Source organism: Tistrella mobilis, from assembly GCF_039634785.1.
GTDB lineage: Bacteria > Pseudomonadota > Alphaproteobacteria > Tistrellales > Tistrellaceae > Tistrella > Tistrella mobilis.
Genome location: NZ_JBBIAB010000003.1, coordinates 290,077 through 311,572 on the forward strand (window position 1 = coordinate 290,077; position 21,496 = coordinate 311,572).

Sequence of the window (21,496 nt, forward strand, 5' to 3'; positions counted from 1 at the left end):
AATCATGAAGACGCTTTCGGCCGGCGGCCCGTTCGTGGCCGCCGCCGACGGCGTCGACCGGGTGCTGGGCGCGATCTGCCGCGCCGTGCTTCTGGTGACGCTGTCCCTGATGCTGGTTGGGTTGGGCGTGAACGTGGTGATCCGCTACGCCGCAACCCAAGGTGGCATCGACTGGATCAACGAGGCGACCGAATTCCTGTTCCCCTGGGCGATCGCCGCCGGGATCGTGCTCGCCGTCCAGCGCGGCGCCCATATCGCCGTCGACGTGCTGTTCGGTTTCTTCGGCCCGCGCGGCGCCCGGGTGCTGGGCACGGCGATCCATCTTCTGGTCGCGGTCGCCTATCTGCTGCTGCTGAAGGTGACGATCGGGCTGATCGAAATCGTCTCGATCGAGATGAGCCCGCTGCTCGGCATCTCCCGATCCTGGGCCTATTGGGCACTGGCCTTTGGCGCCGGTGGCGCCGCCTTCGCCAATGCCGCGATCGCGCTCAGGGTCGCGCTGAACGGCATCTCCGCCCTGCCCGCCGCCCCGGCCGAGGAGAGCGTGACATGATCGGCGTGATGGTCTTCGTCTTTCTGGGCCTGCTGATCCTGGCGGTGCCGGTCGGCCATGTGCTGATGATCGCCTCGGGTGCCGCGGTGATCTCGCAGGGCATGCTGCCGCTCAGCATCATTGCCCAGCAGATGTTCAACCAGACCCAGTCCTTCCCGATGCTGGCCCTGCCCTTCTTCATCCTGGCCGGCAGCCTGATGATGAGCGGCCGGCTGGGCGACCATCTGATCGGCTTCGCCAAGATGCTGGTCCAGCGCTATCGGGGCGGCCTTGCCTCGGTCTCGGTGGTCGGTTCGGCAGTCTTCGGCGGGGTGTCGGGATCGGCGGTCGCCGATGCCACGGCGCTCGGCTCGATGCTCATCCCCTGGCAGAAGCGCGAGGGCTATCCCGGCGGTTTCGTCGCCGCCAACAATGCTGCCTCGGCGATGATCGCGATCCTGATCCCCCCCTCGATCCCGCTGATCCTCTATTCGCTGGTCTCGGGCGTCTCGGTCGCTGCCCTGTTCGTTGCCGGCGTGCTGCCGGGCGTGCTGATCACGGTCGGCTTCGTGATGATCTGCAACATCTCGGCACGACTGCGCGGCTTTCCGCTGCATCGCGACCCTTTCGACTGGGCGGCCTTCCGCCATGTCGGGCTGCGCGCCCTGCCGGCGCTGGCCTTGCCGGTGCTGATCCTGGTGCTGCTACGGTTCGGCTTCGCCACGCCCACCGAAGTCTCGGTGCTGGCCACGATCTATGCCATGGCGGCGGGCGTGCTGATCTATCGCGATCTCACCCTCGACCGGGTGGTCAAAGCGATGATCCAGGCGGGTGTCGCAACCGGCGTGGTGATGCTGGTGATCATGGGCTCGGCCGCCGTCGGCTGGCTTATGACCTTCGCCCAGATCCCGCAGAATTTCGCCGCCTGGTGCGTGGAAACCCTGCGCCACCCCTGGGCGATCATCCTGGCGATGAACGTGATCATGCTGATCGTCGGCATGTTCATCGACCTGCCGGCCGCGATCCTGCTGCTGGGGCCGATCTTCGTGCCGCTGGCCCAGACCATCGGGCTCGACCCGCTGCAGCTGGGCATCATGATGGTGCTGAACCTGGCCGTTGGCCTGTTCACGCCGCCGGTGGGCACGACGCTGTTCATCTCGGCCTCGATCGCCCGGGTGCCGATCCTGACGGTCACCCGCGAACTCTGGCCGTTCTACCTGTTCACGCTTGCGGTGGTGCTGGCCTTCAGCTTCATCCCCGCCCTCACCCTCGGCTGATCCATGACCTCACCCCGACTGGTCTTTCTGGACCGCGGGACGCTGTCGCCTGCAACCCGGCTGCGCCGCCCCGCTTTCGACCACGACGTCGTGGTGCATGACCGCACCGCTCCCGATCAGGTGGCCGGCCGCATCGCTGGCGCCAGTATCGTGATCACCAACAAGGTGCGGATCGGGGCGGAGGCGCTGGACGCGGCACCCGATCTGCGGCTGATCGCAGTTGCCGCGACCGGCACCGATGTCGTCGACCTCGCCGCCTGTGCCGCGCGCGGCATCACCGTCTGCAACATCCGCGACTATGCCCGCCACACCGTGCCGGAACACACCTTCGCGCTGATCTTCGCCCTGCGCCGCAGCCTTCTGGCCTATGCCGATGCGGTCAGGGCCGGGCGCTGGCAGGCGGCCGGGCAGTTCTGCTTCTTCGACCACCCGATCCGCGATCTGGCGGGATCGCGCCTTGGCATCATCGGCGACGGCGCGCTCGGCCGCGCGGTCGGGCGGATCGGAACGGCGCTGGGGCTGGATGTCGTCTTCGCCGCCCACAAGGGCCGCAACGTCGCGGGGCCGCAAGGCATGGGGCCCCTTTACACCGATTTCGACAGGGTGCTGGAAACCGCCGACATCCTGACCCTGCATGCCCCGTTGATCGAGCCTGGCCCCCATGGCCCGGGCACGAGACACATGATCGGCCGGCCGGAATTCGCCCGCATGGCCCGCCGGCCCCTGCTGATCAACACCGCGCGCGGCGGGCTGGTCGATGAAACCGCCCTGGTCGAGGCGCTGGAAGCCGGGCAGATCTCCGGCGCCGGTTTCGACGTCGCCACCGCCGAACCGCCGGCGCCGGATCATCCGCTGATGCGCATCGCGCAGCGACCCGATGTGATCGTCACCCCCCATGTCGCCTGGGCGGCTGAAGAGGCGATCCAGACGCTCGCCGATCAGCTGATCGACCTGATCGAGGCCTTCATGGCCGGCCGGCCGCGCAATGTCGTCGCCGGCCCGGGGGCCGGATCATGACCGGTGGTACCGATCCCCGCCGGGCGATCTTCGACGCCGCCGTGGCCGCCTGCGATCCGGGCCTCGTGCTGCCGGCCCATCTGCCCGATGCCCCGCCCCGTGGCCGGGTGGTGCTGCTGGCCTGCGGCAAGGCCGGCGCGGCGATGATCGCGGCCGCGGCCCGCCGGTATCGCGCAGCGGGGCTCCCCCCCGATCGCCTGCAGGGCCTGGCGGTGGTGCGCCATGGCTATGGCCCCCGCGACGGCGACGATCTGCCGGCGGGGGTGGAGGTGGTGGAGGCCGGCCATCCGGTGCCGGACGCGGCCGGCCTTTCCGCCACCCGCCGAGTGCTGGCGATGGCGGCGGCGGCAGGCCCGGAGGATCTGGTGCTGGCGCTGATCTCGGGCGGGGGGTCCGCCAATTGGGTGTCCCCTGCCCCGGGCATCGATCTTGCGGAGAAACAGGCGCTGACCCGCGCTTTGCTCCGCTCCGGGGCCGATATCCACGAGGTCAATGCAGTGCGCCGGCATCTTTCGGCGATCAAGGGCGGACGCCTCGCCGGGCTGATCCGCGGCCGGCTGGAAAGCTTCGCCATCTCGGACGTGCCGGGCGACGCCCCCGCCGCCATCGCCTCGGGCCCCACGGTCGCCGACCCGACCACGCTGGCGGATGCAAGCGCAGTGCTGGAGCGATATAGCATCGCCCACTCCCCCGCCGTCACCCAGAGACTGCAGGATCCGGCGGCGGAGACACCGAAACCGGGCGATCCCGCCGTCGACCGGCATTCCTTCACCCTGATCGCCCGACCCGCCGATGCGCTGGCCGCAGCCGCCGAGACAGCAGCCGCAGCCGGCTATCGCCCGGTTCTGCTGGGCAGCGATCTTGCTGGCGAAGCGCGGGACGAAGGCATGCGTCAGGCGTCGCTGGCCCTGGCGGCTCAGGCAGAAGGGCACCGGGTGGCGCTGATCTCGGGCGGGGAGCTGACCGTCACGCTCCGCGGCGACGGCCGGGGTGGTCCCAATCAGGAATTCGCCCTGGCGCTGGCGATTGCGCTCGACGGCGCCCCGGGCATCCGGGCGCTGGCAGCCGATACCGACGGCACCGATGGCGGCGCAGGTGCCGCCAGCGATCCGGCCGGTGCGCTGGTCGACCCCGATACCCTGGCACGCGCCCGGGCCGCCGGAACCGATGCCCGCGCGGCCCTGCTGCGCAATGATTCGACCGGCTTCTTTCGGGCGGCGGGCGGGCTGTTCCACCCTGGCCCCACCCGCACCAATGTCAACGATCTGCGGGTGATCCTGATCGACCCGCTGCCGGGGTGAGACGCGTCAGTTCGCGCCCGAGGCCCGCCGGATGAAATCACCGACGGCGGTGCCACGCAGCATGGCCAGACGATAGGCCAACATCGCCCCGCGCTTGCGCAGATCCGTGGTCGCCATGTTGTCGCGCAGCTTCTTCAACCGTTCAGTGTCGAGCATTTCGCAGGCAGCCGGTGAGCGCAGAATGCCCTCGATCGTGCTGTCCAGCAGCTCCGGTTTGGCCGTCAGGGCTTCGTGCCAGTCCGGCGCCTGCAGGCCACGGCGACGTTCCGCCAGCACTTCGCGCGGCAGACGATCGGTCATGGCACGTCGCGCAAGCGCCCGACCGCCGCCATTCTCGACAAAGATCTCGTCCGGCACCCGCATCGCAAACTCGATCAGGCGGATGTCCGAGGTCGGATCCCGGCTGTCCAGCCCCCAGGCGGCCAGCGTACCCTTGTGGTAATTGCCGCCATCAAAGCGCCGCAACACCCTGAGGCGCAATTCGATGCTGTCGAGGCTGGGGCGATAGGAGAGGTCGAAGCCGGCCCTCTCTGCCGCTTCGAAGGCCCGGGCCCGCTTGTCCGGGTGCAGCAGGGAAATATTGGCGAGGTCGTTATTCCGACCGGTCAGCTTCATAAGCCCGACCCAGACCCTTGGGGGCAAGGCCGGGCCGATGGAATGCATCAGCATGCCGCGCCACCGCCACTGCCCGCCGGCACGGACATGGCCGCGCGCCTCCTTGAACCAGCGCAGGAAGCGCCCGGACAGGAACAGCTTGGGATAGAAGGTATAGCCGTCATAGCTGAGGCTCATATTCCCCATCTGCCCCGACAGCACAACGCGATGCCCGGCCTTCCGGGCCATATCGTTGATCTGATGCATCCAGACATGATTGCAGGGGTTGAGAACCGGACGGTCCATGAACTCGAAGCTCGTGCCCAGCATCTCCATCGGTGATGTGCCGTCGTTGATCACGCGCACATGATCGACATTCGGATACAGCCGGGCAGTCGCCGAGGCCAGTGGCCATTCATCAGCCATCCGGTCACGATCGACGAACCGGTCGTCATAGCCCGGCCGAACGGTGGAGGTATAGGCCGTCACCCGGCCCGGCGCGATCAGACGCGCGGCCGTGGCCGTCACCGACGAACTGTCGAGCCCGGAACTCAGATGGGTTGCCACCCGGTCGCCCGCGCCCCTCAGCCGGCAGCGCACCGCCCGGTCCAGTTCGGTGCGCAGGGCCTCGGCATATTCGTCACGGCTGGACAGGCGAAGAAGCGGCGGCGCGGGGTTCCACCAACGCTCGGCGCGGACGCCGCCATCGGCCGTCACCACGGCGCGGTGGCCGGGCAGGAGGCGTTCGATGCCCTCGAAGAAGGAATTGGTCCCCAGCTCCGGCAGCAGGGCCAGGAAGCCGTTGAGCCGCTCCATATCAGGCGCCATGCGCAGCCAGGGCAGTGCGAGCAGACCGCGGGGCATGCTCGCCACGGCAAAGAACCGGCCACCGCCGGGCAGGGTTCCGGCGTGGTAGTGCAGCGGCAGGGCGCCCAAATGGTCGCGGGCCATCAGCAGGCGGCGTTCGCGGGTATCCCAGACGACGAAGGCGAAGTCGCCGTAGAAATGGTGGACGCAGTCCAGTTCCCAGCGCTCGAACGCCGCCATGGCCAGATCGGAATCAGCCATAGTTTTCAGCCGGTCGGCGCTGATGCCCAACTCCTGCGCCAGATCCTCGCGGTTGTCCAGACGCAGATCGGCCACCATGACGAAGCGGCCGCCGGCGCCTTCCACCGGCTGGCGGTCGTAAATGTCTTCAGGCAGCGACGGGTTGAGCCGCAGCCCGATGGTGATCCGGTCGTCGCCCCAGACCTGATTCGCCGCCCCCGGGCGGGCATGCGGGGCGTAGATGGCCTGCGCGGCAAGAATCCGGCCGAGTGCGGCATCGCCTTCGGTGTTGCCGTCGACCTGCCAGAAAGCGGCGAGCGCGGTCATGCGCGGGTCCTCCGGCTCCGGAGGGCAACACGGCAGATGGCAGGGTCAGGAAGGCTCATGAGGCGATACGTCCCGGGAAATGCGAACCGGCCCGGATCATAGCCGATTCCGGGCCGGTCACACATCCTCTCTTTCCAGTCCCGACGGCCGTCAGGCGCGCCCGGATACCAGGCGGCGGAAGAGCTGAACCGGCCGCGCCGGCTCGGGACCATGCGGCTGCAGCACCAGGAACTCGGCCCAGCGGGCAATCGGCCGATCCTCGGGCGCTTCCACCGTGGTGAAGCCGCAATCGAGCAGCATGACGAACTGGTCGGGCAGAACATGGCCGCGGGCGCGGATCTCACCCTCATAGCCCATGTGCTCACGCAGCGTGCGGGCGATGGTGAAGCCGCGGCCGTCGCGGAATTTCGGGAAGTCGATCGCCACCAGATCGATCCGGTCCAGCACCTCGCGCAGCCGCTCGGGCCGGGCATCCGCCCCCAGCGCCACGCCGCGCGCCAGCTCGTCGCCCGCCATCTCGGGCGTGCCGGCCCGGGCCGCCAGGAAACGGGCCAGCGGCAGGATGGTCTCGGGCGAGGTTACCGCCTCGCCCTCGGCCGCCACCTGCCAGCGATCCGCGATCGGCTGCCCCTGATCATTTAGCAGAGCCATAGAGCGCTTCCTTGAACGGGGTGATGCCGATGCGGCGATAGGTGTCGATGAAGGTCTCGCCGGCCTCGCGGCGGGCGACATGGACGTTGACGATGGTCTCGATCGCGTCGACCACGTCTTCATATGAGACCGACGGACCCACGATCTGCCCCACGGCCGCCTGCTCGTCCGCCGCACCGCCCAGCGTGATCTGATAGGCTTCGACGCCGCCGCGGTCCAGGCCCAGAATGCCGATATTGCCGATATGGTGATGGCCGCAGGCATTGATGCAGCCCGAGATGTTCAGCGTCAGCCGGCCGATATCGTGCTGGCGGTCCAGATCGGCGAAACGTTCGGCGATCCGCTGGGCGACGGGGATGCTGCGGGCGGTGGCCAGCGCGCAGTAATCCATGCCCGGGCAGGCGATGATGTCGCTGACCAGCCCGATATTGGCGGTCTCCAGCCCGGTGCCCTGCAGGGCCTGCCACAGCGCGTACAGCGCGTCCTGGCGGACATGGGGCAGAACCAGGTTCTGTTCATGCGCCACCCGGATCTCGCCGAAGGAGTGCCGGTCGGCAAGATCGGCGACCAGGTCCATCTGCGCATCGGTGGCATCACCCGGAATGCCGCCCACCGGCTTCAGCGAGATCACCGCCGAGATGTAGCCCGGCCGCTTGTGCGGGTTGGTGTTGGTCCGCACCCAGGCCGCAAAGGCCGGATCTGCGGCTTTCGCGCGCTCGAAGGCGTCGGAGACGGCCGGCAGCGTCTCGAAATCCGGGTCGATGAAGCGGGCGGCGATCGCCTCGACCACCTCGGGCTCAAGCCGGTAACCCTCGGCATCCATCGCCGCGAATTCTTCCTCGACCATCTCGCGGAAACGCTCGGGCTTCGTCTCGCGGACCAGGATCTTGATCCGGGCCTTGTAGAGATTGTCGCGCCGGCCGAGGGCGTTATAGACCCGCAGCACCGCTTCCATGTAGCGCAGGAAATCGGGCACCGCCACCCAGTCGGCAACCCTGGTCGCCACGATCGGCGTGCGGCCCAGCCCGCCGCCGACATGGATCTCGAACCCGATCTCGCCCGCCGCATTGCGCTTCGCCAGCACGCCGATATCGTGCAGCCGCACGGCCGCGCGGTCATTCGGGCTGCCGGTGATGGCGATCTTGAACTTGCGCGGCAGGAAGGTGAATTCCGGGTGGTCGGTCGACCACTGGCGCAGGATTTCGGCGAAGATGCGCGGATCGACCACCTCGTCCGCAGCCGCCCCCGCGAACTGATCGGTGGTCACATTGCGAATGCAGTTGCCGCTGGTCTGGATGGCGTGGATGTCGGCATCGGCCAGCACCTCCAGAATGTCGGGGGTGTCGACCAGCCGCGGCCAGTTGAACTGGATGTTCTGCCGGGTGGTGAAATGGCCATAGCCCCGGTCATAGACCCGGGCGACATAGGCCAGCTGGCGCATCTGGTCCGACGACAGCACGCCATAGGGCACGGCCACCCGCAGCATATAGCCGTGCAGCTGCAGATAGAGGCCGTTCATCAGCCGGAAGGAGCGGAACTCCTCTTCGGTCAGCTCGCCGGCGATGCGACGCTCCACCTGACGGCGGAAGACCTCGGCGCGATCCTTCAGGAAAGCGCGGTCCTGCTCGTCGTAATTGTAGATGCCGGCGGTCGCGCGATGCTGCGGCCGGGGGGCGTCGGTCACCGGCGGCGCCGGCGGCCAGCCGGTCTCCCCCGCCTGCTTGCCCAGATCGGCGCGCACGCTGGGGCCACGGCTGCGGATGCTCTCCCGCCGGGTGGTCGGCACCGGGCGGTCGCCGTCCACCTGGGCCGGCGCCTCGGCCACCGAGACGACCTCCTGGCGACGCTCACCTTCGGCCGCAAGCGCGCGCCCGGCCTCCAGCGTGTCGCGGTCGAAGACGGCGGCACCATCCACCCGTTCCACCCAGTCACCGGCCTGGTTCAGCCAGACGGCGACGCCGTCGGTCAGGCGGTTGGCGGAAATCACATGCAAGCTCATGACCCGAACTCCTGCTCACCGCCGGCTGCGGGGACCGTCGGTGAAGGGGCAATCCGCGAGGACGTTGTTGTTTCGCGGCTTAATCCACACACGGAGATCATATATACGGCCCGCACCGAGAATTGCAACGCAATCTGATGTGAATAAAGGTGATGCCTGCATTGATGCCGGGACAATCTCACCAGAGATAGGCTCAGCCCGAGCCAGGCAGCAACCTTCCGGTAGAAACCCGGGGGAAAAACACCCAGAATTTGTTCAATCAGGCATCCGGGGTGTAGAGGTGCTGAACCACCTCGACGCCACGGAGCGCGAAGCGGCCGACCGAGGCGACCTGCTGGTCCGCCCCGTCCAGCGCATCGACGAAGGCCTGCGACAACAGCAGGCTGCGATCGACCGAGCGGCACATGGCGGCGATGCGGGCGACCTCGTTCACCGCCGGGCCGACGACGGTGAAATCCAGCCGGTCGGGGCCACCGACATTGCCATAGAAAACCGAGCCCACATGCAGGGCGAGATAAAGCCCGGTGGAGGGCAGGTCCGCGCCCTCGCGCATCCGCGCCAGATCGCCGAGGCCCTGCCGGGCCGCAGCGGCGGCGGCCAGCGCCCGTTCCGCGGCCGCATGACGGTCGTCGGCGGGGAAGACGGCCAGAATGCCGTCGCCCATGAATTTCAGCACCTCGCCACCCGCAGCATGGATGGCGGCGACCACCGGTTCGACATGGTCGTTCAGGAAGGGGATCACCTGGTCGGGCGGCAGGCTGCCGCTGATCCGCGTCCAGTCGCGCAGATCGCTGAACCACAGCACGGCGTCGCGCTTTTCGGCGACCCCGCGCACGATCCGCCCCGACATCACCTGGCGGGCGACGTCGCGGCCCAGATAGGTACGGGCGATGGTATGGGCGATGCCGGACAGCGAGGCCGCGCGCATTGCCAGCCCCAGAGACGGCATGATCGCCAGCACCGCCGCCACCTCCGGCTCGGCGAAGCCGCCCGGACGATCGGTGATCCACGAGACGTAGACGCATTCCATGCCGCCCACGCCGATCCCGTCGCCACCGGTGCCGCCGAAGCGGACGATGGTGGCCAGATAGCCGGTCTGGCCCTCGGCACGCAGCTCGGCCAGATAGCTGAATTCGCCATCGGTCGCCGGCGACAGCAGGCGCAGCAGCATCGGCGCGCCGCTCTGCTCCAGATGATTGAACGGGCTGCCCGCCCAGCTGTCCGGATCATGATCGCGGCCATAGGCGATCACCGCCGTTTCTTCCTCGCCGGAGCGCCAGCGAAAGGCATGTCCTTCAAGGATCGGGTGCAGGGTGTCGCAGACCATGTTGGCGCGGGTCAACGGCACCCCCGCCGCCCGCAACCGCTCGGCCGTGCCGTTCAGCAGCGCCTGCTCACCGTCTCCGGCAAGGCCGGTGTCCAGGATCCAGCGGCAGATATCTCCGACGTCGATCGCCATGCCCGGCCTCTTTCGCAAAGCTCCACATCCTGACCGCCTGATATAGACTGGCTGTCGGGTGATACCATGCGCGGAGCCGGCCGATGTCGCAACGCCTCCTCTTCCTGCGTCTTGCAACCGTCACGCGCCGCGACCGCCATCTGGCGACGGGTCAGGTCGCCGATGCCGTGGGCGCCGCCGGGGGCTGGATCGACGGCCACAACCAGTTCTCGAACAAGATGACCACGCTGCGTTTCACGCTGCCCGCGGGCGGTCTGGCGCCGCTCCGCAGCCGGCTGGCCGATCTCAACCTCGCCCTGACCGACGAAGCCGCCGCCGCCCTGGATGCGGCCATTGCCGCCGGCCATGATCCCGACCGCGAGGTCTCGGCCAGTTTCCAGCTGACCTTCATCCATGACGAACCGGATCTCAGGATCGACATTCCGGCCGTGCCGGGGTGACCTTCCGGCCGGCGACCGGCGTCAGGCGACCCGCCACTCCGGCGTGCGCAGAAAGAAGCAGGTCAGATTGTACTTCACCCCGCGCACCGGCGGGGCGCCGCGGTGGAGATGGGTCCAGAAGGGCGGGAACAGGACCAGCAGGCCCTTGGTCGGCTTGATCGCGACCTGCTGATACGGGAATTCGGTGTGCCCGCCCTCTTCCACCGTGCGCAGATAGCAGAGCGCCGAGACGAAGCGGTCATAGGTGTCGCGCGGGCCGGCATCGATATGCCAGCCGAAGCCCTGGCCGGGTTCGATCTTCTCGATGATCGGCACGCTCATCCGGTGGTTCGACGGGTCGGCCATCCGCATCACGGACTGGTATTTCTGCGCATAGGCGCCGAGAGCCTTGTAGAGCGCCGCTTCCACCGGCGCCATCAGGTCGTCCCAATGCGGCCCTTCCATCGAGGCCATCACGCCGCTGCGATTGGCACTCTGCCCGGCGGCGGTGCGGCTGGCGAAGCGGCCCTCGTCCCGTTCGAAACGGGCGATCAGCTGATCGCAGAGCGCGTCCGGAAGGGCCTGGGGAAAGGCATCGACGAAGGCCGGTTGGGGTGGCGGTGCCGGCCGGGTGAGCGGCGGGCGGTGCGGAGCGGGCATCATCGACAGGTCCTTCCATAATCACCAGAGACAGACAAGAAGGCACCAGAGACAGACAAGAAGGTGTGATCGACGGCACATACCCACCTTCCTGCCTGCCCCGGGGAACATGACAGTTGTCACAAATACATAGTCCCGAAGAGCGGTCTCTTCTTTTGGACTCATGACTCAGAATCCTGACGCCTGTCTGAGATTTTCATCACAGATCGGGACAGAACATGCGATTTCCTGCTATGTGGAGAAAAATGTACATCGATCACACTTAATACATATTTGTGAAGTAAATTTCGTCTGCCTTTCGTCCTTGGGGTGATGCAAAATTGATCAAAAATAGAACAATTGAATCGCTGATAAACTTTTGAGGGAATATTCTGGTCGGCGCCAACGACACAACAGGACGAGCCGCCATGAAGACAGCCCGCTTCGTCGCCTGCGCCCTGCCGCTGCTCTGCAGCAGCGCGGCGCTGGCGCAGACGACCACCTATGCACCGGCGGCGGCATCAACCGTCGTCACCCTGCCGCCGCTTCAAGCCGACAGCCTGTCGCCCACCCCGCCCGCCGATGTGAACGGCGGGGCGGCCCAGGCCAATCTGGTCGATGCCGCCTATTTCGCCTGGCAGGAGTTCATCGCCCTCAACTGGCCGGCCCTGAAACAGAACGGCCAGGTGGTGCGCGACACCCCCGACCCGGCCGCAACCTTCGGCGACCCCAATGCCGGCCCGCTGGTCTGGGAAACCTATCGCCACAAGATCGAGATCTTCCCGGGCAGTAATTCGCCGAACGACCCGCCCCATGGGGTACCGCCCGGCACCAATGATCCCTGGGGGTACAGCACGCCGCCATCCTATGTCTATTCGCCGGCGATCTTCGGTGCCGGCGGCCAGGTGCCCGCCTGCCCCGGCCAGCCAGCCGTGGCCCAGCCGGCCTGGATCAATCTGGACGAGACCAGCCAGATCGGCCTTGCCACCATGCATGCCGGCATTCTGGACGGCACGCCGCCCGCCAGCCCGAACAGCGCACCGTCACTGATCCGCTATCTGGCCAAGGCCAACCAGAGCGAGTTCGACTATGTCGTCAGCAACCGGCTCTGGTATATCGGCACCGACGGCACCACGCCGCTGGAGCAGCGCATCGCCACCTGGAAGGCGGGGCTGGCGGCCGGCAAGCCGGCGCCCGAAAACCAGGTCGTGACCCTGCCGGCCGGCACCATCGAGGTCAAATCCGCCTGGCGGCCGCTGGTCGCGGGCAAGGAAGATCCGACCCGCTACCACACCAACACGGTGCGCTATTATGAACCCGGCCCCAACGGCAATCCGTGCTGGTGGGAAGCCAAATGGGCGCTGGTCGCGCTCCACATCATCCAGAAAACGCCGAGCGCACCCCATTTCATCTTCGCGACCTTCGAGCAGGCCGACAACATCCTGCAGCCCGACGGCAGCCCGATCGAGGATGCGAGCGGCAATATCGTCCAGCCGCCGGTGGGCGCCACGCCAACCACGCCTTATCTCGCCTATCAGGACAATCCGACGCATCCCTTCGTGGTTCCGCTCGGCGGCAACCAGTTCTGCAACACCCCGCAGAACCGGCTGTATTTCCAGGAACTGCCGCCGGGCGATCCGTCGGTTCAGCCGGGCACGCCGGTCGGTGGCAATCTCTGCGTCAACACCCGCTACGAGCCGATCAACTATACGCTCCAGCAGATCAACACCAATTTCCAGAACAGCATCCGCTCGTACATTGCCGGCAAGGGCCTCTCGTCGGCGCCCTGGCTGAACTACAAACTGGTCAATGTGCAGGTGATCCCCTTCAATCGTTCAGAGGCCCTGCCCTTCAACAACACCAACTTCATCAGCCCCAAGCTGCGCAGCGCCTTCTATCAGGCCAATATCACGGTCGAGACCGACTACACCCTGCAGCAGTTCAACGGCCGCATCGCCGCCGACAATGCGCCCACCACCTATCCGGAGGGCGGCACGCAGCAGAACTTCCAGAACGTGTACATCCGCAACCCCGGAAACACGTCCTTCACCACCTATCAGATGGGTGGCTGCATGGGCTGCCACGGCAATGCCCAGGTCGGCGGGACCGATTTCAGCTTCATCATCGGCGGCAATCCGTTGAGCCTGAAGCCGGATACGCCCGAGCCTGAGAGCGCGTCGGATGCCCGGGCCTTCTATACCGATCGGCTGAGCCGCCTGCCCTCGTTCAAGCATCCGTAATCGCGGATCCCACAGACGACGACACCCCCGCCGGTCTCCCGGCGGGGGTGTCGTCTGTCGAAACGCCGATGGTGACGATCAGAACTCGTCGTCGGCCATCGCCATCACGGTCTTCGCCCCGGCCATGGCCACCGCGAAGGCGGCCAGATGCTCTGGCAGCACCTGCTCCATGAAGAAGCGGGCGGTCTTGAGCTTGCGCTGGTGGAAGTCGACATCCTCGCCGGCGGAGATCTTCACGGTTGCCACCTCGGCCATCTTCGCCCACATGAAGGCGAGCGCGACCAGCGCGAACATGCGCAGATAGGGCGAGGCCGCAGCCCCCGCCTCGTCGGGATTGGCCATGGCCTTCTGCGCCAGACCGGCCGTCGCCTGCTGCAGGCGCTGGAAGGCCTTTGCGAAGGGGCCGATGAACTCCTTCAGCGCCGGATCCGACTTCTTCGCCGCGATATAGGCATCGGCCGGATGGAAGAAGCGGCGCAGCAGCCGGCCCATCCCGGCCGAGAGCTTGCGGCCGACCAGATCCATGGCCTGGATGCCGTTGGTGCCCTCGTAAAGCTGGGTGATGCGGGCGTCGCGGACATACTGTTCCATGCCATGCTCACGGATGTAGCCGTGGCCGCCATAGATCTGCACGCCGCGATTGGCGTTGTCGAAGCCGAGGTCCGTGAGGAAGGCCTTGATGATCGGGGTCATCAGCTGGACCAGATCATCCGCCTCCTGCCGCACCGCCGGATCGGGGTGGTGATGCGACACGTCGATCTCGGTGCCGATCCAGTAGGACAGCGCCCGCGCGCCCTCGTTCAGCGCGCGCATGGTCATCAGGTTCCGGCGGACATCCGGATGAACCACGATCGGGTCGGCCGACCGGTCCGGATATTTGGTGCCGGTCAGCGCCCGGCCGGCGGTGCGGTCCAGCGCATAGGCGACCGCGCCCTGATAGGCCGCCTCGCCGATGCCCAGCCCCTGCATGCCGACGGCAAGCCGCGCGACATTCATCATGGTGAACATCGCCTGCAGGCCGCGATGGGGCTCCCCCACCATCCAGCCGATCGCGTCGTCGAAGTTGAGCACGCAGGTCGCCGAGGCCTTGATGCCCATCTTGTGCTCGATGGCGCCGCAGGCGACGCCATTGCGCTCCGCCGGTGCACCATTGGCGTCGGGGATGAATTTCGGCACCAGGAACAGGCTGATGCCGCGGGTGCCTTCGGGCGCATCCGGCAGCTTGGCCAGCACCAGATGGATGATGTTCTCGGTCAGATCGTGCTCGCCGGCCGAGATGAAGATCTTGGTACCGGTGATGCGGAAGCTGCCGTCGTCGGCCGGCACCGCCCTGGTGCGGATCAGCCCCAGATCGGTGCCGCAATGCGGCTCGGTCAGGCACATGGTGCCCGACCAGGTGCCGTCGGAGAGCTTGGGCAGATAGCGCGCCTTCAGCTCGTCCGAGGCATGGGCGGCGATGGCGTTGTAGGCGCCGGCCGACAGGCCCGGATACATGCCGAAGGCGAGGTTGGCCGAGCAGATCATCTCCTCGACCACGAAGTTCAGCGTCTTGGGCAGACCCTGCCCGCCATATTCGGGATGGGTGGCAAGCGCCGTCCAGCCACCTTCGATGAAGGTCGCATAGGCTTCCTTGAAGCCACGGGGCGTGCGCACCACGCCGTTCTCGAAGGTGCAGCCTTCCTCGTCGCCCGGGCGGTTGAGCGGGAACAGCTCGTTCTCGCACATCTTCGCCGCCTCTTCGAGCACGGCATCGAAGATGTCGGGGGTGGCGTCCTCGTAACCCGGCAGGTTGGAAATCCGCGAGACGTCGAGCACGTCATGCAGCACGAAGCGGATGTCGCGCAGCGGTGCCTTGTAGGTTGCGGCCATGGGATCGGTCTCCTCTCCGCAGGGCTCAGTTGCGCAGCGGCTTGCCGGTTTCGAGCATGTGCTCGATCCGGGCCAGCGTCGCAGGCGTCTTCAGAAGCGAGATGAAGGCCTCGCGCTCCAGCCGGGTGACATCATCCTCGCGCAGCGTCTCGGTGATGTCGGTGTCGCCGCCGGACAGCACCCGGGCGAGCGCGCCCGAGACCACCACGTCATGCGGCGTGGCCTTGCCCTGCTGGAAGAAACCGTCCACCGCCATCTCCAGCGCCACCCGCGCCGAGGGGCCGGGCAGCGAGATTTCGGCAGCCTCGGGCTTCTGGTAGCCCTCGGCCAGTTCCAGCGCGCGGGCCTTGGCATCGGCCAGCACCCGGTCGCGGTTCATGGTGATCCGGTCGCGGTCGAGCAGCAGCAGCATGTCGCGCGCCTCCTCGGCGCTTTCCGACACCTTCGCGGTCGAGACCATTTCGAAGACCTGGCCCACCGCCGGCATCGGGCCGCCCGGACGACGCTTGTTGGCCATCCAGCGGAACAGCAGCTCCTTGCAGCCGCCCCAGCCCGGCACCACGCCGACGCCGACCTCGACCAGACCCATATAGGTCTCGGCATGGGCCTGGACGGCGTCGCAATGGAGCAGGATCTCGCAGCCGCCGCCCAGCGCCATGCCGGCCGGCGCGCCGACCACCGGGAAGGGTGCGTATTTCAGCGCCTTGTAGGCTTCCTGACCCATGCGGATCATGCCGTCGATCATGTCCCAGGCGGCGATGTTCGAGGCGAAGAGCGCAAGGCCGACATTGGCGCCGACCGAGAAGTTGTCGGCCTCGTTATAGACCACCAGCGCCTTGTAGCCGCCGCGCACGATCTCGGTCGACTTCGCGACCATCTCGAGCACGCCCGGATCGATCGCATTCATCTTGGTGTGAAATTCGAGGCAGAGCACGCCGTCGCCCAGATCCCACAGGCTGGCCGACCCGTTGCCGTCCACCCGCTTCGAGCGCCGCTTGACGTCGGAGAGACGCAGCACGCCTTCCGGCACCGGCACCGGGGCATAGCCGCCGTCACGGGTGGAGAATTCGAGCACGCCATCCGAGATCCGATAGAAGCGGCCGGTCCCATTGCCGGCGACGGCGGCCAGGATCTCGGGCACCTTGCGGCCCTCGGCCTTCAGCCGGTCGGCGAACCAGCCGGCGCCCATACGATCGATCAGCTCGAACGGGCCATACTTCCAGCCATAGCCGAGGCGCATCGCCTCGTCGATCGCCGGCACCTCGTCGGCGATCACCCCCACCAGATCGGCGGTGTAAGAGAGCGCCGAGGAAATCACCGCCCAGGCATAGGCGCCGCCGGCATCCTCGTGCGAGACCAGGGCGCGCAGATCCTTCGCGCCGGCACGGATGCTGGCGAGATCGGGCTTGCGCTTCGCCCGGTACTCACCGGTCGCAAGGTCGAGCGCCTCCTGAATGGTCCGGCCCCCGTCCTTGCGCCGGCGGTAGAAGCCGCCCTTGCCCTTCCGGCCGGTATAGCCCTCGGCGATCATCTTCCGGAACAGGTCGCTGTCGCGGTAGATGGCGTGATAGGCATCATCGGCGGGCAGGGTCGCCTTCATGCTGGCGGCGACATGGGGCATGAGGTCGAGACCGACCAGATCGATCAGCCCGAACACGCCGGTCTTGGGGATGCCGACCGGCTTCGAGAGCAGCGCGTCGACCGCCTCGACATCGAGCTTGCGGTCCATGGCCTCGGTCACCGCTGCCTGCATCCAGAAGGTGCCGATGCGGTTGGCGATGAAGCCGGGCGTGTCCTTGCAGTCGACCACGCCCTTGCCGAGCGCATGGTCGCCGAAGGCGCGGATCGCCTCCACCGCATCCGCACGGGTCTCGGGGCCGGCGACCAGCTCCAGCAGACGCATATAGCGCGGCGGGTTGAAGAAATGGGTGATCAGGAAATCGCTCTTGAACGCCGCCGACCGCCCCTCGACCAGCAGGCCGAGCGGAATGGTGGAGGTGTTCGACGACACGATCGAGCCGGGCTTGCGAACCTCGTCGAGCGTCGCATACAGCTTGCGCTTGATGTCGAGATTCTCGATCACCGCCTCGACGATCCAGTCGACATCGGCCAGCTGGCCCAGATCGTCTTCCAGATTGCCGGTGGTGACGAGCTTCGCGCGGCTCGGATGCATGAAGCTTTTGGGCCTGGTCTTCAGCATCTTCTGGACCGCGCCCTCGGCGAGCGCATTCCGGTTTTCGGCGCCCTTGGGCACGATGTCGAGCAGCACCACCGGCACGCCGGCATTGGCGATATGGGCCGCGATGCCGGCGCCCATGACGCCGGCGCCGATCACGGCCGCCTTCTTGATTGCAGTCATCTCAAAGCATCTCCGGTCGCTTGGGAAAGCCGTCTGGTTCCTGCGTCAGAGCGCTTCGAGGACCGTGGCGATGCCCTGGCCGCCGCCGATGCACTGGGTGGCCAGCGCATAGCGCCCGCCTTCCCGCTTCAGCAGCGCCGCCGCCTTGCCGGTGATGCGGGCGCCGGTGGCGCCCAGCGGATGGCCGAGGGCGATGGCGCCGCCATCCAGGTTCACCCGCGCCGGATCGAGGCCCAGATCCTGGATGCAGGCCAGCGCCTGCGAAGCGAAGGCCTCGTTCAGCTCCACCACGTCCAGATCACCGGCCTTCACGCCGGCGCGGTCCAGCGCCTTGCGGCTGGCCGCCACCGGGCCGATGCCCATGATCTCGGGCGCGCAGCCGGCAACGGCCACCGAGCGGATGCGGGCGAGCGGGGTCAGATTGTTCTTCGCCGCATATTCTTCGGTGCAGACCAGGCAGGCCGAAGCGCCGTCGGTGAGCGGCGACGAGGTGCCGGCGGTGACCACGCCATCCTTCCTGAAGGCGGGGTCGAGCCCGGCCAGACCCTCCACCGAGGCGTCGGGACGGATGCAGCCGTCGGCATCGACCGCCGGGCCCTTCTTCTGGGTGATCGCGACGATCTCGTCGGCGAACCGGCCCTGCTCGCGCGCCGCAGCCGCCTTCTTATGCGAGGCGACGGCGAATTCCTCCTGGGCGGCGCGGCTGATCTGCCACTTTTCGGCGACGTTCTCGGCCGTGATGCCCATCGGCATATAGGCGCCGGGCATCATCTCGGCCAGCACCGGGTTCGGCGCCGGGTTGAAGCCCATCATCGGCACGCGGGTCATCGATTCGACGCCGGCCGCGATGAAGGCCTCGCCCGCACCCAGCTGGATGGCGCCCGCCGCCATGTGCACCGACTGCATCGACGAGCCGCAGAAGCGGTTGACCGTCGCACCCGCCACCGACTGGGGCAGGCCGGCCAGCAGGCCGATCAGACGGGCGGCATTGAAACCCTGCTCACCCTCGGGGAAGGCGCAGCCCAGAATCAGGTCTTCGATCGTCTCGGGATCGATGCCGCTCCGCTCGACCAGGCTCTTGACCACCTGGGCTGCCAGATCGTCCGGACGGACCTTGGTCAGCGCGCCCTTGCGCGCGAAGTGGAAAGGCGAACGGGCATAGCCCGCGATCACGACGCTCTTCATGGGGGCCCTCGGCTCCTGGATTTCTCTCCCGTGCGCCGGTCCGCCGGCGCGCGTGGTTTCTCTGGTGGTCTTACATGGTGGCGCGGGAACCATGACGGTTCCGCGATGCCTCTGGCGACATCCGGCAATCAGCCGGCGGCATCGACGCCCTTGACGGCCAGCGCCGCCAGCACCTGGGCCTCGATGTCGCGCAGCTCGTCGAGGGTCACCATCAGGTCGCTCAGCTGGCCCTGGAGCTGTTCCATCCGCTCGGTGACCGCACTGCGCAGCTGGCGCAGCTGCTCCACCTGGGTGCGGTCGGCCTCGTAGAGGTCCAGGAACTCCTTGATCTCCGCCAGGCTGAATCCCAGCCGCTTGCCGCGCAGGATCAGCTTCAGCCGTGCGCGGTCACGATAGGAATAGACCCGGTTCATGCCCTCCCGTGCGGGCTTGATGAGGTGCTGATCCTCGTAGAACCGGATCGCCCGGGGCGTGATCGAGAACTCCTCGGCCAGCTGGGTGATCGTGAAGGTGTCCGGCATGCGCTCCCCCGCTTGTGCACAGGCCCGGCGGGCCTCGGGGGCGGTGCCACTGCCCCGGGCCCGGTTCTTCGCCTGCGTGGCTCTTCGCCTGTGTGCCATCCCGACCCGGGCATGTTAGTTAACGTTTACGTAAACGTCAACTAACTCCGGATCACGCCGCTCAACCGGCGGCCTTGCGGCGCGCCTCGTATTTCTCCTTCTCCTCCTGCACCAGTTCCTTCTTCGACAGCTTGCCGATCAGGGTCTTGGGCAGGGCGTCGCGGAACTCGATCTGCTTGGGCATCTCGATCGGCGACAGCCGCTCCTTCAGGAAGGCGGTCAGTTCGGCCGCGGTCAGATGGGCGCCGGCCTTCAGCTTCACGAAGGCCTTGACCGTCTGGCCGCGATATTCGTCGGGAATGCCGATGACGGTGCATTCCTCCACCAGATCATGCAGATAGACCGCCTCTTCCACCATGCGCGGATAGACGTTGTAGCCGCCGGCGATGATCAGATCCTTGATCCGGTCGACGATGAAGGCATAGCCGTCCTCGTCCAGATAGCCGACATCGCCGGTGTGCAACCGGCCGCCGGCCATGGTCTTGGCGGTCTCTTCCGGCTTGTTCCAGTAGCCGGCCATCACCTGGGGCCCGCGGATGCAGATTTCGCCGCGGCTGCCCTGGGGCAGCACGGTCTCGCCATCCTCAAGATCGACGATCTCGATCGTGGTGCCCGGCATGGGCAGGCCGATCGAGCCTTCCTTGCTGATGCCGTTGAACGGGTTGCAGTGGGTGACGGGCGAGGTCTCGGTCAGACCATAGCCTTCGACCAGGGTGCAGCCGGTCAGCTTTTCGAAGGTCTGCTTCACCTCCAGCGGCAGCGGCGCACCGCCCGACAGGCAGTAATTGATCGACGAGAGATCGAACTCGCGGATCTTCGGATGATGGGCGATGGCCGTGTACATGGTCGGCACGCCGGGGAACAGGCTGGGCTTCTTCTTCGCCAGCGTTTCCAGAACCTGGTCCAGTTCGAAGCGCGGCAGCATGATCATGCAGGCGCCGGCCAGGACGGAGTAATTCATGCAGACCGTCATGGCGAAGACATGGAACAGCGGCAGCACCACCATGGTGCGCTCCTGCCCTGGCCGCGCATCCGGGAACCAGGCCTCCAGCTGCCGGGCATTGGCATGCAGATTGGCATGGGTCAGCATCGCGCCCTTGGGCAGGCCGGTGGTCCCGCCGGTATATTGCAGCACCGCCACCGCGGTTTCGGGATCGATCTGAACCGGGGCATAGCGCCCGTCATTCTGCATCAGCGCCTTGTGCTGAACGATCCGGGCGCTCTTCTCGACCTTGCCGATCTCCTTGCCCTTGACCAGCGGGAACAGCAGGTTCTTCGGGAAGGGCAGCACGCCGGCCATGGGGCAGACGATGATCCGCTCCAGGCAGGTCTTGCCCAGCAGCTCGTGAACCTTGTCGTAGACCACCGCCAGGTCCAGCGTCACCATCACCCGGGTGCCGCTGTCGTTGACCTGATGCTCGATCTCGCGCAGCGCATAAAGCGGGTTGAAGTTGACGATCGTGGCGCCGATGGTCAGCGCCGCATAGTAGTAGACGATCGAATAGGGGGTGTTGGGCAGAAACAGCCCCACCCGGTCGCCGGGCTTCACGCCGATCTGCTGCAGCCCCTTCGCGGCCTGGCCGACCATCCGCCCGATCTCGCCGAAGGTCAGGATCTTGCCCAGAAAGTCGACCGCCGGCCGATCGGCGAAGGTCTTGACCGCGTGATCCATCAGCGAGGTCAGCGGCGCGGGCGAAATCGTCTTGCGCCAGTTCACGTCGGCAGGATATTTGCGCAACCAGACCGGCTCGGCTCCGCCGGGATCGATCCCGGCACCCATCATCTGTGTCATTGGTCCTCCCGAGACCTTGTCGCGACCCCGGTGCCCGCCCCTGCCCGGCCCGGACCCCGTACCGCTTCCTTGATGAGCCGTCCCCCAACGGCAAAACCGGTTTCCGTATACGTCAACCGGCCGTTCGACTATCCCAGGACACGCGCCCCGGATCAACAGTCACGCCGCG

16 protein-coding genes are annotated in these 21,496 nt (G+C 67.0%); 6 read left to right on the top strand and 10 right to left on the bottom strand.

Annotation, left to right across the window (positions count from 1 at the left end):
* Window positions 1-4 precede the first annotated feature (4 nt).
* Genes WI697_RS06050 through WI697_RS06065 form a run of 4 tightly spaced genes read left to right on the top strand, consistent with a single transcriptional unit; the run spans window position 5 to window position 4,127 of the window.
* Window positions 5-553 (top strand): TRAP transporter small permease, encoded by a 549-nt coding sequence (locus WI697_RS06050; RefSeq protein WP_062769185.1) that lies wholly within the window; start codon window positions 5-7, stop codon window positions 551-553.
* A complete protein-coding gene (locus WI697_RS06055; RefSeq protein ID WP_062769182.1) occupies window positions 550-1,809 on the top strand; it encodes a TRAP transporter large permease in 1,260 nt (419 codons plus the stop codon). The genes WI697_RS06050 and WI697_RS06055 overlap by 4 nt, the downstream gene beginning before the upstream one ends.
* 3 nt (window positions 1,810-1,812) lie before the next feature.
* Window positions 1,813-2,826 (top strand): D-2-hydroxyacid dehydrogenase, encoded by a 1,014-nt coding sequence (locus tag WI697_RS06060; protein WP_062769179.1) that lies wholly within the window; start codon window positions 1,813-1,815, stop codon window positions 2,824-2,826.
* Window positions 2,823-4,127, top strand: coding sequence for a glycerate kinase type-2 family protein (locus WI697_RS06065; RefSeq protein WP_062769176.1), 1,305 nt, complete (start codon window positions 2,823-2,825; stop codon window positions 4,125-4,127). Before WI697_RS06060 ends, WI697_RS06065 begins: the two co-directional genes overlap by 4 nt.
* Before the next feature lie 6 nt (window positions 4,128-4,133).
* Here the strand turns inward: WI697_RS06065 and WI697_RS06070 are convergent, their stop codons facing one another.
* The 4 genes from WI697_RS06070 to WI697_RS06085 form a co-directional block, all read right to left on the bottom strand.
* A complete protein-coding gene (locus tag WI697_RS06070; protein WP_062769173.1) occupies window positions 4,134-6,095 on the bottom strand; it encodes an asparagine synthetase B family protein in 1,962 nt (653 codons plus the stop codon).
* A gap of 150 nt (window positions 6,096-6,245) precedes the next feature.
* Window positions 6,246-6,746: a DUF934 domain-containing protein gene (locus tag WI697_RS06075; protein WP_296716520.1), complete on the bottom strand. Its 501-nt coding sequence runs from the start codon at window positions 6,744-6,746 to the stop codon at window positions 6,246-6,248.
* Window positions 6,730-8,745, bottom strand: coding sequence for a DUF2849 domain-containing protein (locus WI697_RS06080; protein WP_345957809.1), 2,016 nt, complete (start codon window positions 8,743-8,745; stop codon window positions 6,730-6,732). Before WI697_RS06080 ends, WI697_RS06075 begins: the two co-directional genes overlap by 17 nt.
* Before the next feature lie 259 nt (window positions 8,746-9,004).
* Complete coding sequence (locus tag WI697_RS06085) at window positions 9,005-10,204, bottom strand: adenylate/guanylate cyclase domain-containing protein (protein ID WP_345957810.1); 1,200 nt, start codon at window positions 10,202-10,204, stop codon at window positions 9,005-9,007.
* A gap of 83 nt (window positions 10,205-10,287) precedes the next feature.
* On the opposite strand from WI697_RS06085, the gene WI697_RS06090 reads away from it, so the two are divergent.
* Window positions 10,288-10,644, top strand: a complete 357-nt coding sequence (locus tag WI697_RS06090) for a hypothetical protein (protein WP_345957811.1) — start codon at window positions 10,288-10,290, stop codon at window positions 10,642-10,644.
* A gap of 21 nt (window positions 10,645-10,665) precedes the next feature.
* Here the strand turns inward: WI697_RS06090 and WI697_RS06095 are convergent, their stop codons facing one another.
* On the bottom strand, window positions 10,666-11,286 hold the full coding sequence (locus tag WI697_RS06095) for a 2OG-Fe(II) oxygenase family protein (protein ID WP_345957812.1): 621 nt from the start codon (window positions 11,284-11,286) through the stop codon (window positions 10,666-10,668).
* A 404-nt stretch (window positions 11,287-11,690) separates the two neighbouring features.
* Here WI697_RS06095 and WI697_RS06100 point away from each other — a divergent pair, with 404 nt between their 5' ends.
* A complete protein-coding gene (locus tag WI697_RS06100) occupies window positions 11,691-13,502 on the top strand; it encodes a hypothetical protein (protein WP_345957813.1) in 1,812 nt (603 codons plus the stop codon).
* 78 nt (window positions 13,503-13,580) lie between these two features.
* Here WI697_RS06100 and WI697_RS06105 read toward each other — a convergent pair whose 3' ends face one another.
* The 5 genes from WI697_RS06105 to WI697_RS06125 form a co-directional block, all read right to left on the bottom strand.
* Window positions 13,581-15,371 carry an acyl-CoA dehydrogenase C-terminal domain-containing protein gene (locus WI697_RS06105; protein WP_345957814.1) on the bottom strand — a complete coding sequence of 597 codons (1,791 nt, stop codon included), beginning with the start codon at window positions 15,369-15,371 and terminating at the stop codon, window positions 13,581-13,583.
* 25 nt (window positions 15,372-15,396) lie between these two features.
* Window positions 15,397-17,730: a 3-hydroxyacyl-CoA dehydrogenase/enoyl-CoA hydratase family protein gene (locus WI697_RS06110; RefSeq protein WP_345957815.1), complete on the bottom strand. Its 2,334-nt coding sequence runs from the start codon at window positions 17,728-17,730 to the stop codon at window positions 15,397-15,399.
* Window positions 17,731-17,775: 45 nt separating this feature from the next.
* A complete protein-coding gene (locus WI697_RS06115; RefSeq protein ID WP_014748383.1) occupies window positions 17,776-18,915 on the bottom strand; it encodes a thiolase family protein in 1,140 nt (379 codons plus the stop codon).
* A 128-nt stretch (window positions 18,916-19,043) separates the two neighbouring features.
* Window positions 19,044-19,436: a MerR family transcriptional regulator gene (locus WI697_RS06120; RefSeq protein ID WP_014748384.1), complete on the bottom strand. Its 393-nt coding sequence runs from the start codon at window positions 19,434-19,436 to the stop codon at window positions 19,044-19,046.
* 160 nt (window positions 19,437-19,596) lie between these two features.
* A complete protein-coding gene (locus WI697_RS06125; RefSeq protein ID WP_082828843.1) occupies window positions 19,597-21,327 on the bottom strand; it encodes a long-chain-fatty-acid--CoA ligase in 1,731 nt (576 codons plus the stop codon).
* Window positions 21,328-21,496: the final 169 nt, after the last annotated feature.

Excerpts from the sequence above, each read along its gene's own strand:
- WI697_RS06105 (WP_345957814.1), bottom strand. The coding sequence starts at position 15,371 with ATGGCCGCAACCTACAAGGCACCGCTGCGCGACATCCGCTTCGTGCTG.
- WI697_RS06095 (WP_345957812.1), bottom strand. The coding sequence starts at position 11,286 with ATGATGCCCGCTCCGCACCGCCCGCCGCTCACCCGGCCGGCACCGCCA.
- WI697_RS06115 (WP_014748383.1), bottom strand. The coding sequence starts at position 18,915 with ATGAAGAGCGTCGTGATCGCGGGCTATGCCCGTTCGCCTTTCCACTTC.
- WI697_RS06060 (WP_062769179.1), top strand. The coding sequence starts at position 1,813 with ATGACCTCACCCCGACTGGTCTTTCTGGACCGCGGGACGCTGTCGCCT.
- WI697_RS06075 (WP_296716520.1), bottom strand. The coding sequence starts at position 6,746 with ATGGCTCTGCTAAATGATCAGGGGCAGCCGATCGCGGATCGCTGGCAG.
- WI697_RS06110 (WP_345957815.1), bottom strand. The coding sequence starts at position 17,730 with ATGACTGCAATCAAGAAGGCGGCCGTGATCGGCGCCGGCGTCATGGGC.
- WI697_RS06070 (WP_062769173.1), bottom strand. The coding sequence starts at position 6,095 with ATGACCGCGCTCGCCGCTTTCTGGCAGGTCGACGGCAACACCGAAGGC.
- WI697_RS06065 (WP_062769176.1), top strand. The coding sequence starts at position 2,823 with ATGACCGGTGGTACCGATCCCCGCCGGGCGATCTTCGACGCCGCCGTG.
- WI697_RS06090 (WP_345957811.1), top strand. The coding sequence starts at position 10,288 with ATGTCGCAACGCCTCCTCTTCCTGCGTCTTGCAACCGTCACGCGCCGC.
- WI697_RS06125 (WP_082828843.1), bottom strand. The coding sequence starts at position 21,327 with ATGACACAGATGATGGGTGCCGGGATCGATCCCGGCGGAGCCGAGCCG.
- WI697_RS06100 (WP_345957813.1), top strand. The coding sequence starts at position 11,691 with ATGAAGACAGCCCGCTTCGTCGCCTGCGCCCTGCCGCTGCTCTGCAGC.
- WI697_RS06085 (WP_345957810.1), bottom strand. The coding sequence starts at position 10,204 with ATGGCGATCGACGTCGGAGATATCTGCCGCTGGATCCTGGACACCGGC.
- WI697_RS06050 (WP_062769185.1), top strand. The coding sequence starts at position 5 with ATGAAGACGCTTTCGGCCGGCGGCCCGTTCGTGGCCGCCGCCGACGGC.
- WI697_RS06120 (WP_014748384.1), bottom strand. The coding sequence starts at position 19,436 with ATGCCGGACACCTTCACGATCACCCAGCTGGCCGAGGAGTTCTCGATC.
- WI697_RS06055 (WP_062769182.1), top strand. The coding sequence starts at position 550 with ATGATCGGCGTGATGGTCTTCGTCTTTCTGGGCCTGCTGATCCTGGCG.
- WI697_RS06080 (WP_345957809.1), bottom strand. The coding sequence starts at position 8,745 with ATGAGCTTGCATGTGATTTCCGCCAACCGCCTGACCGACGGCGTCGCC.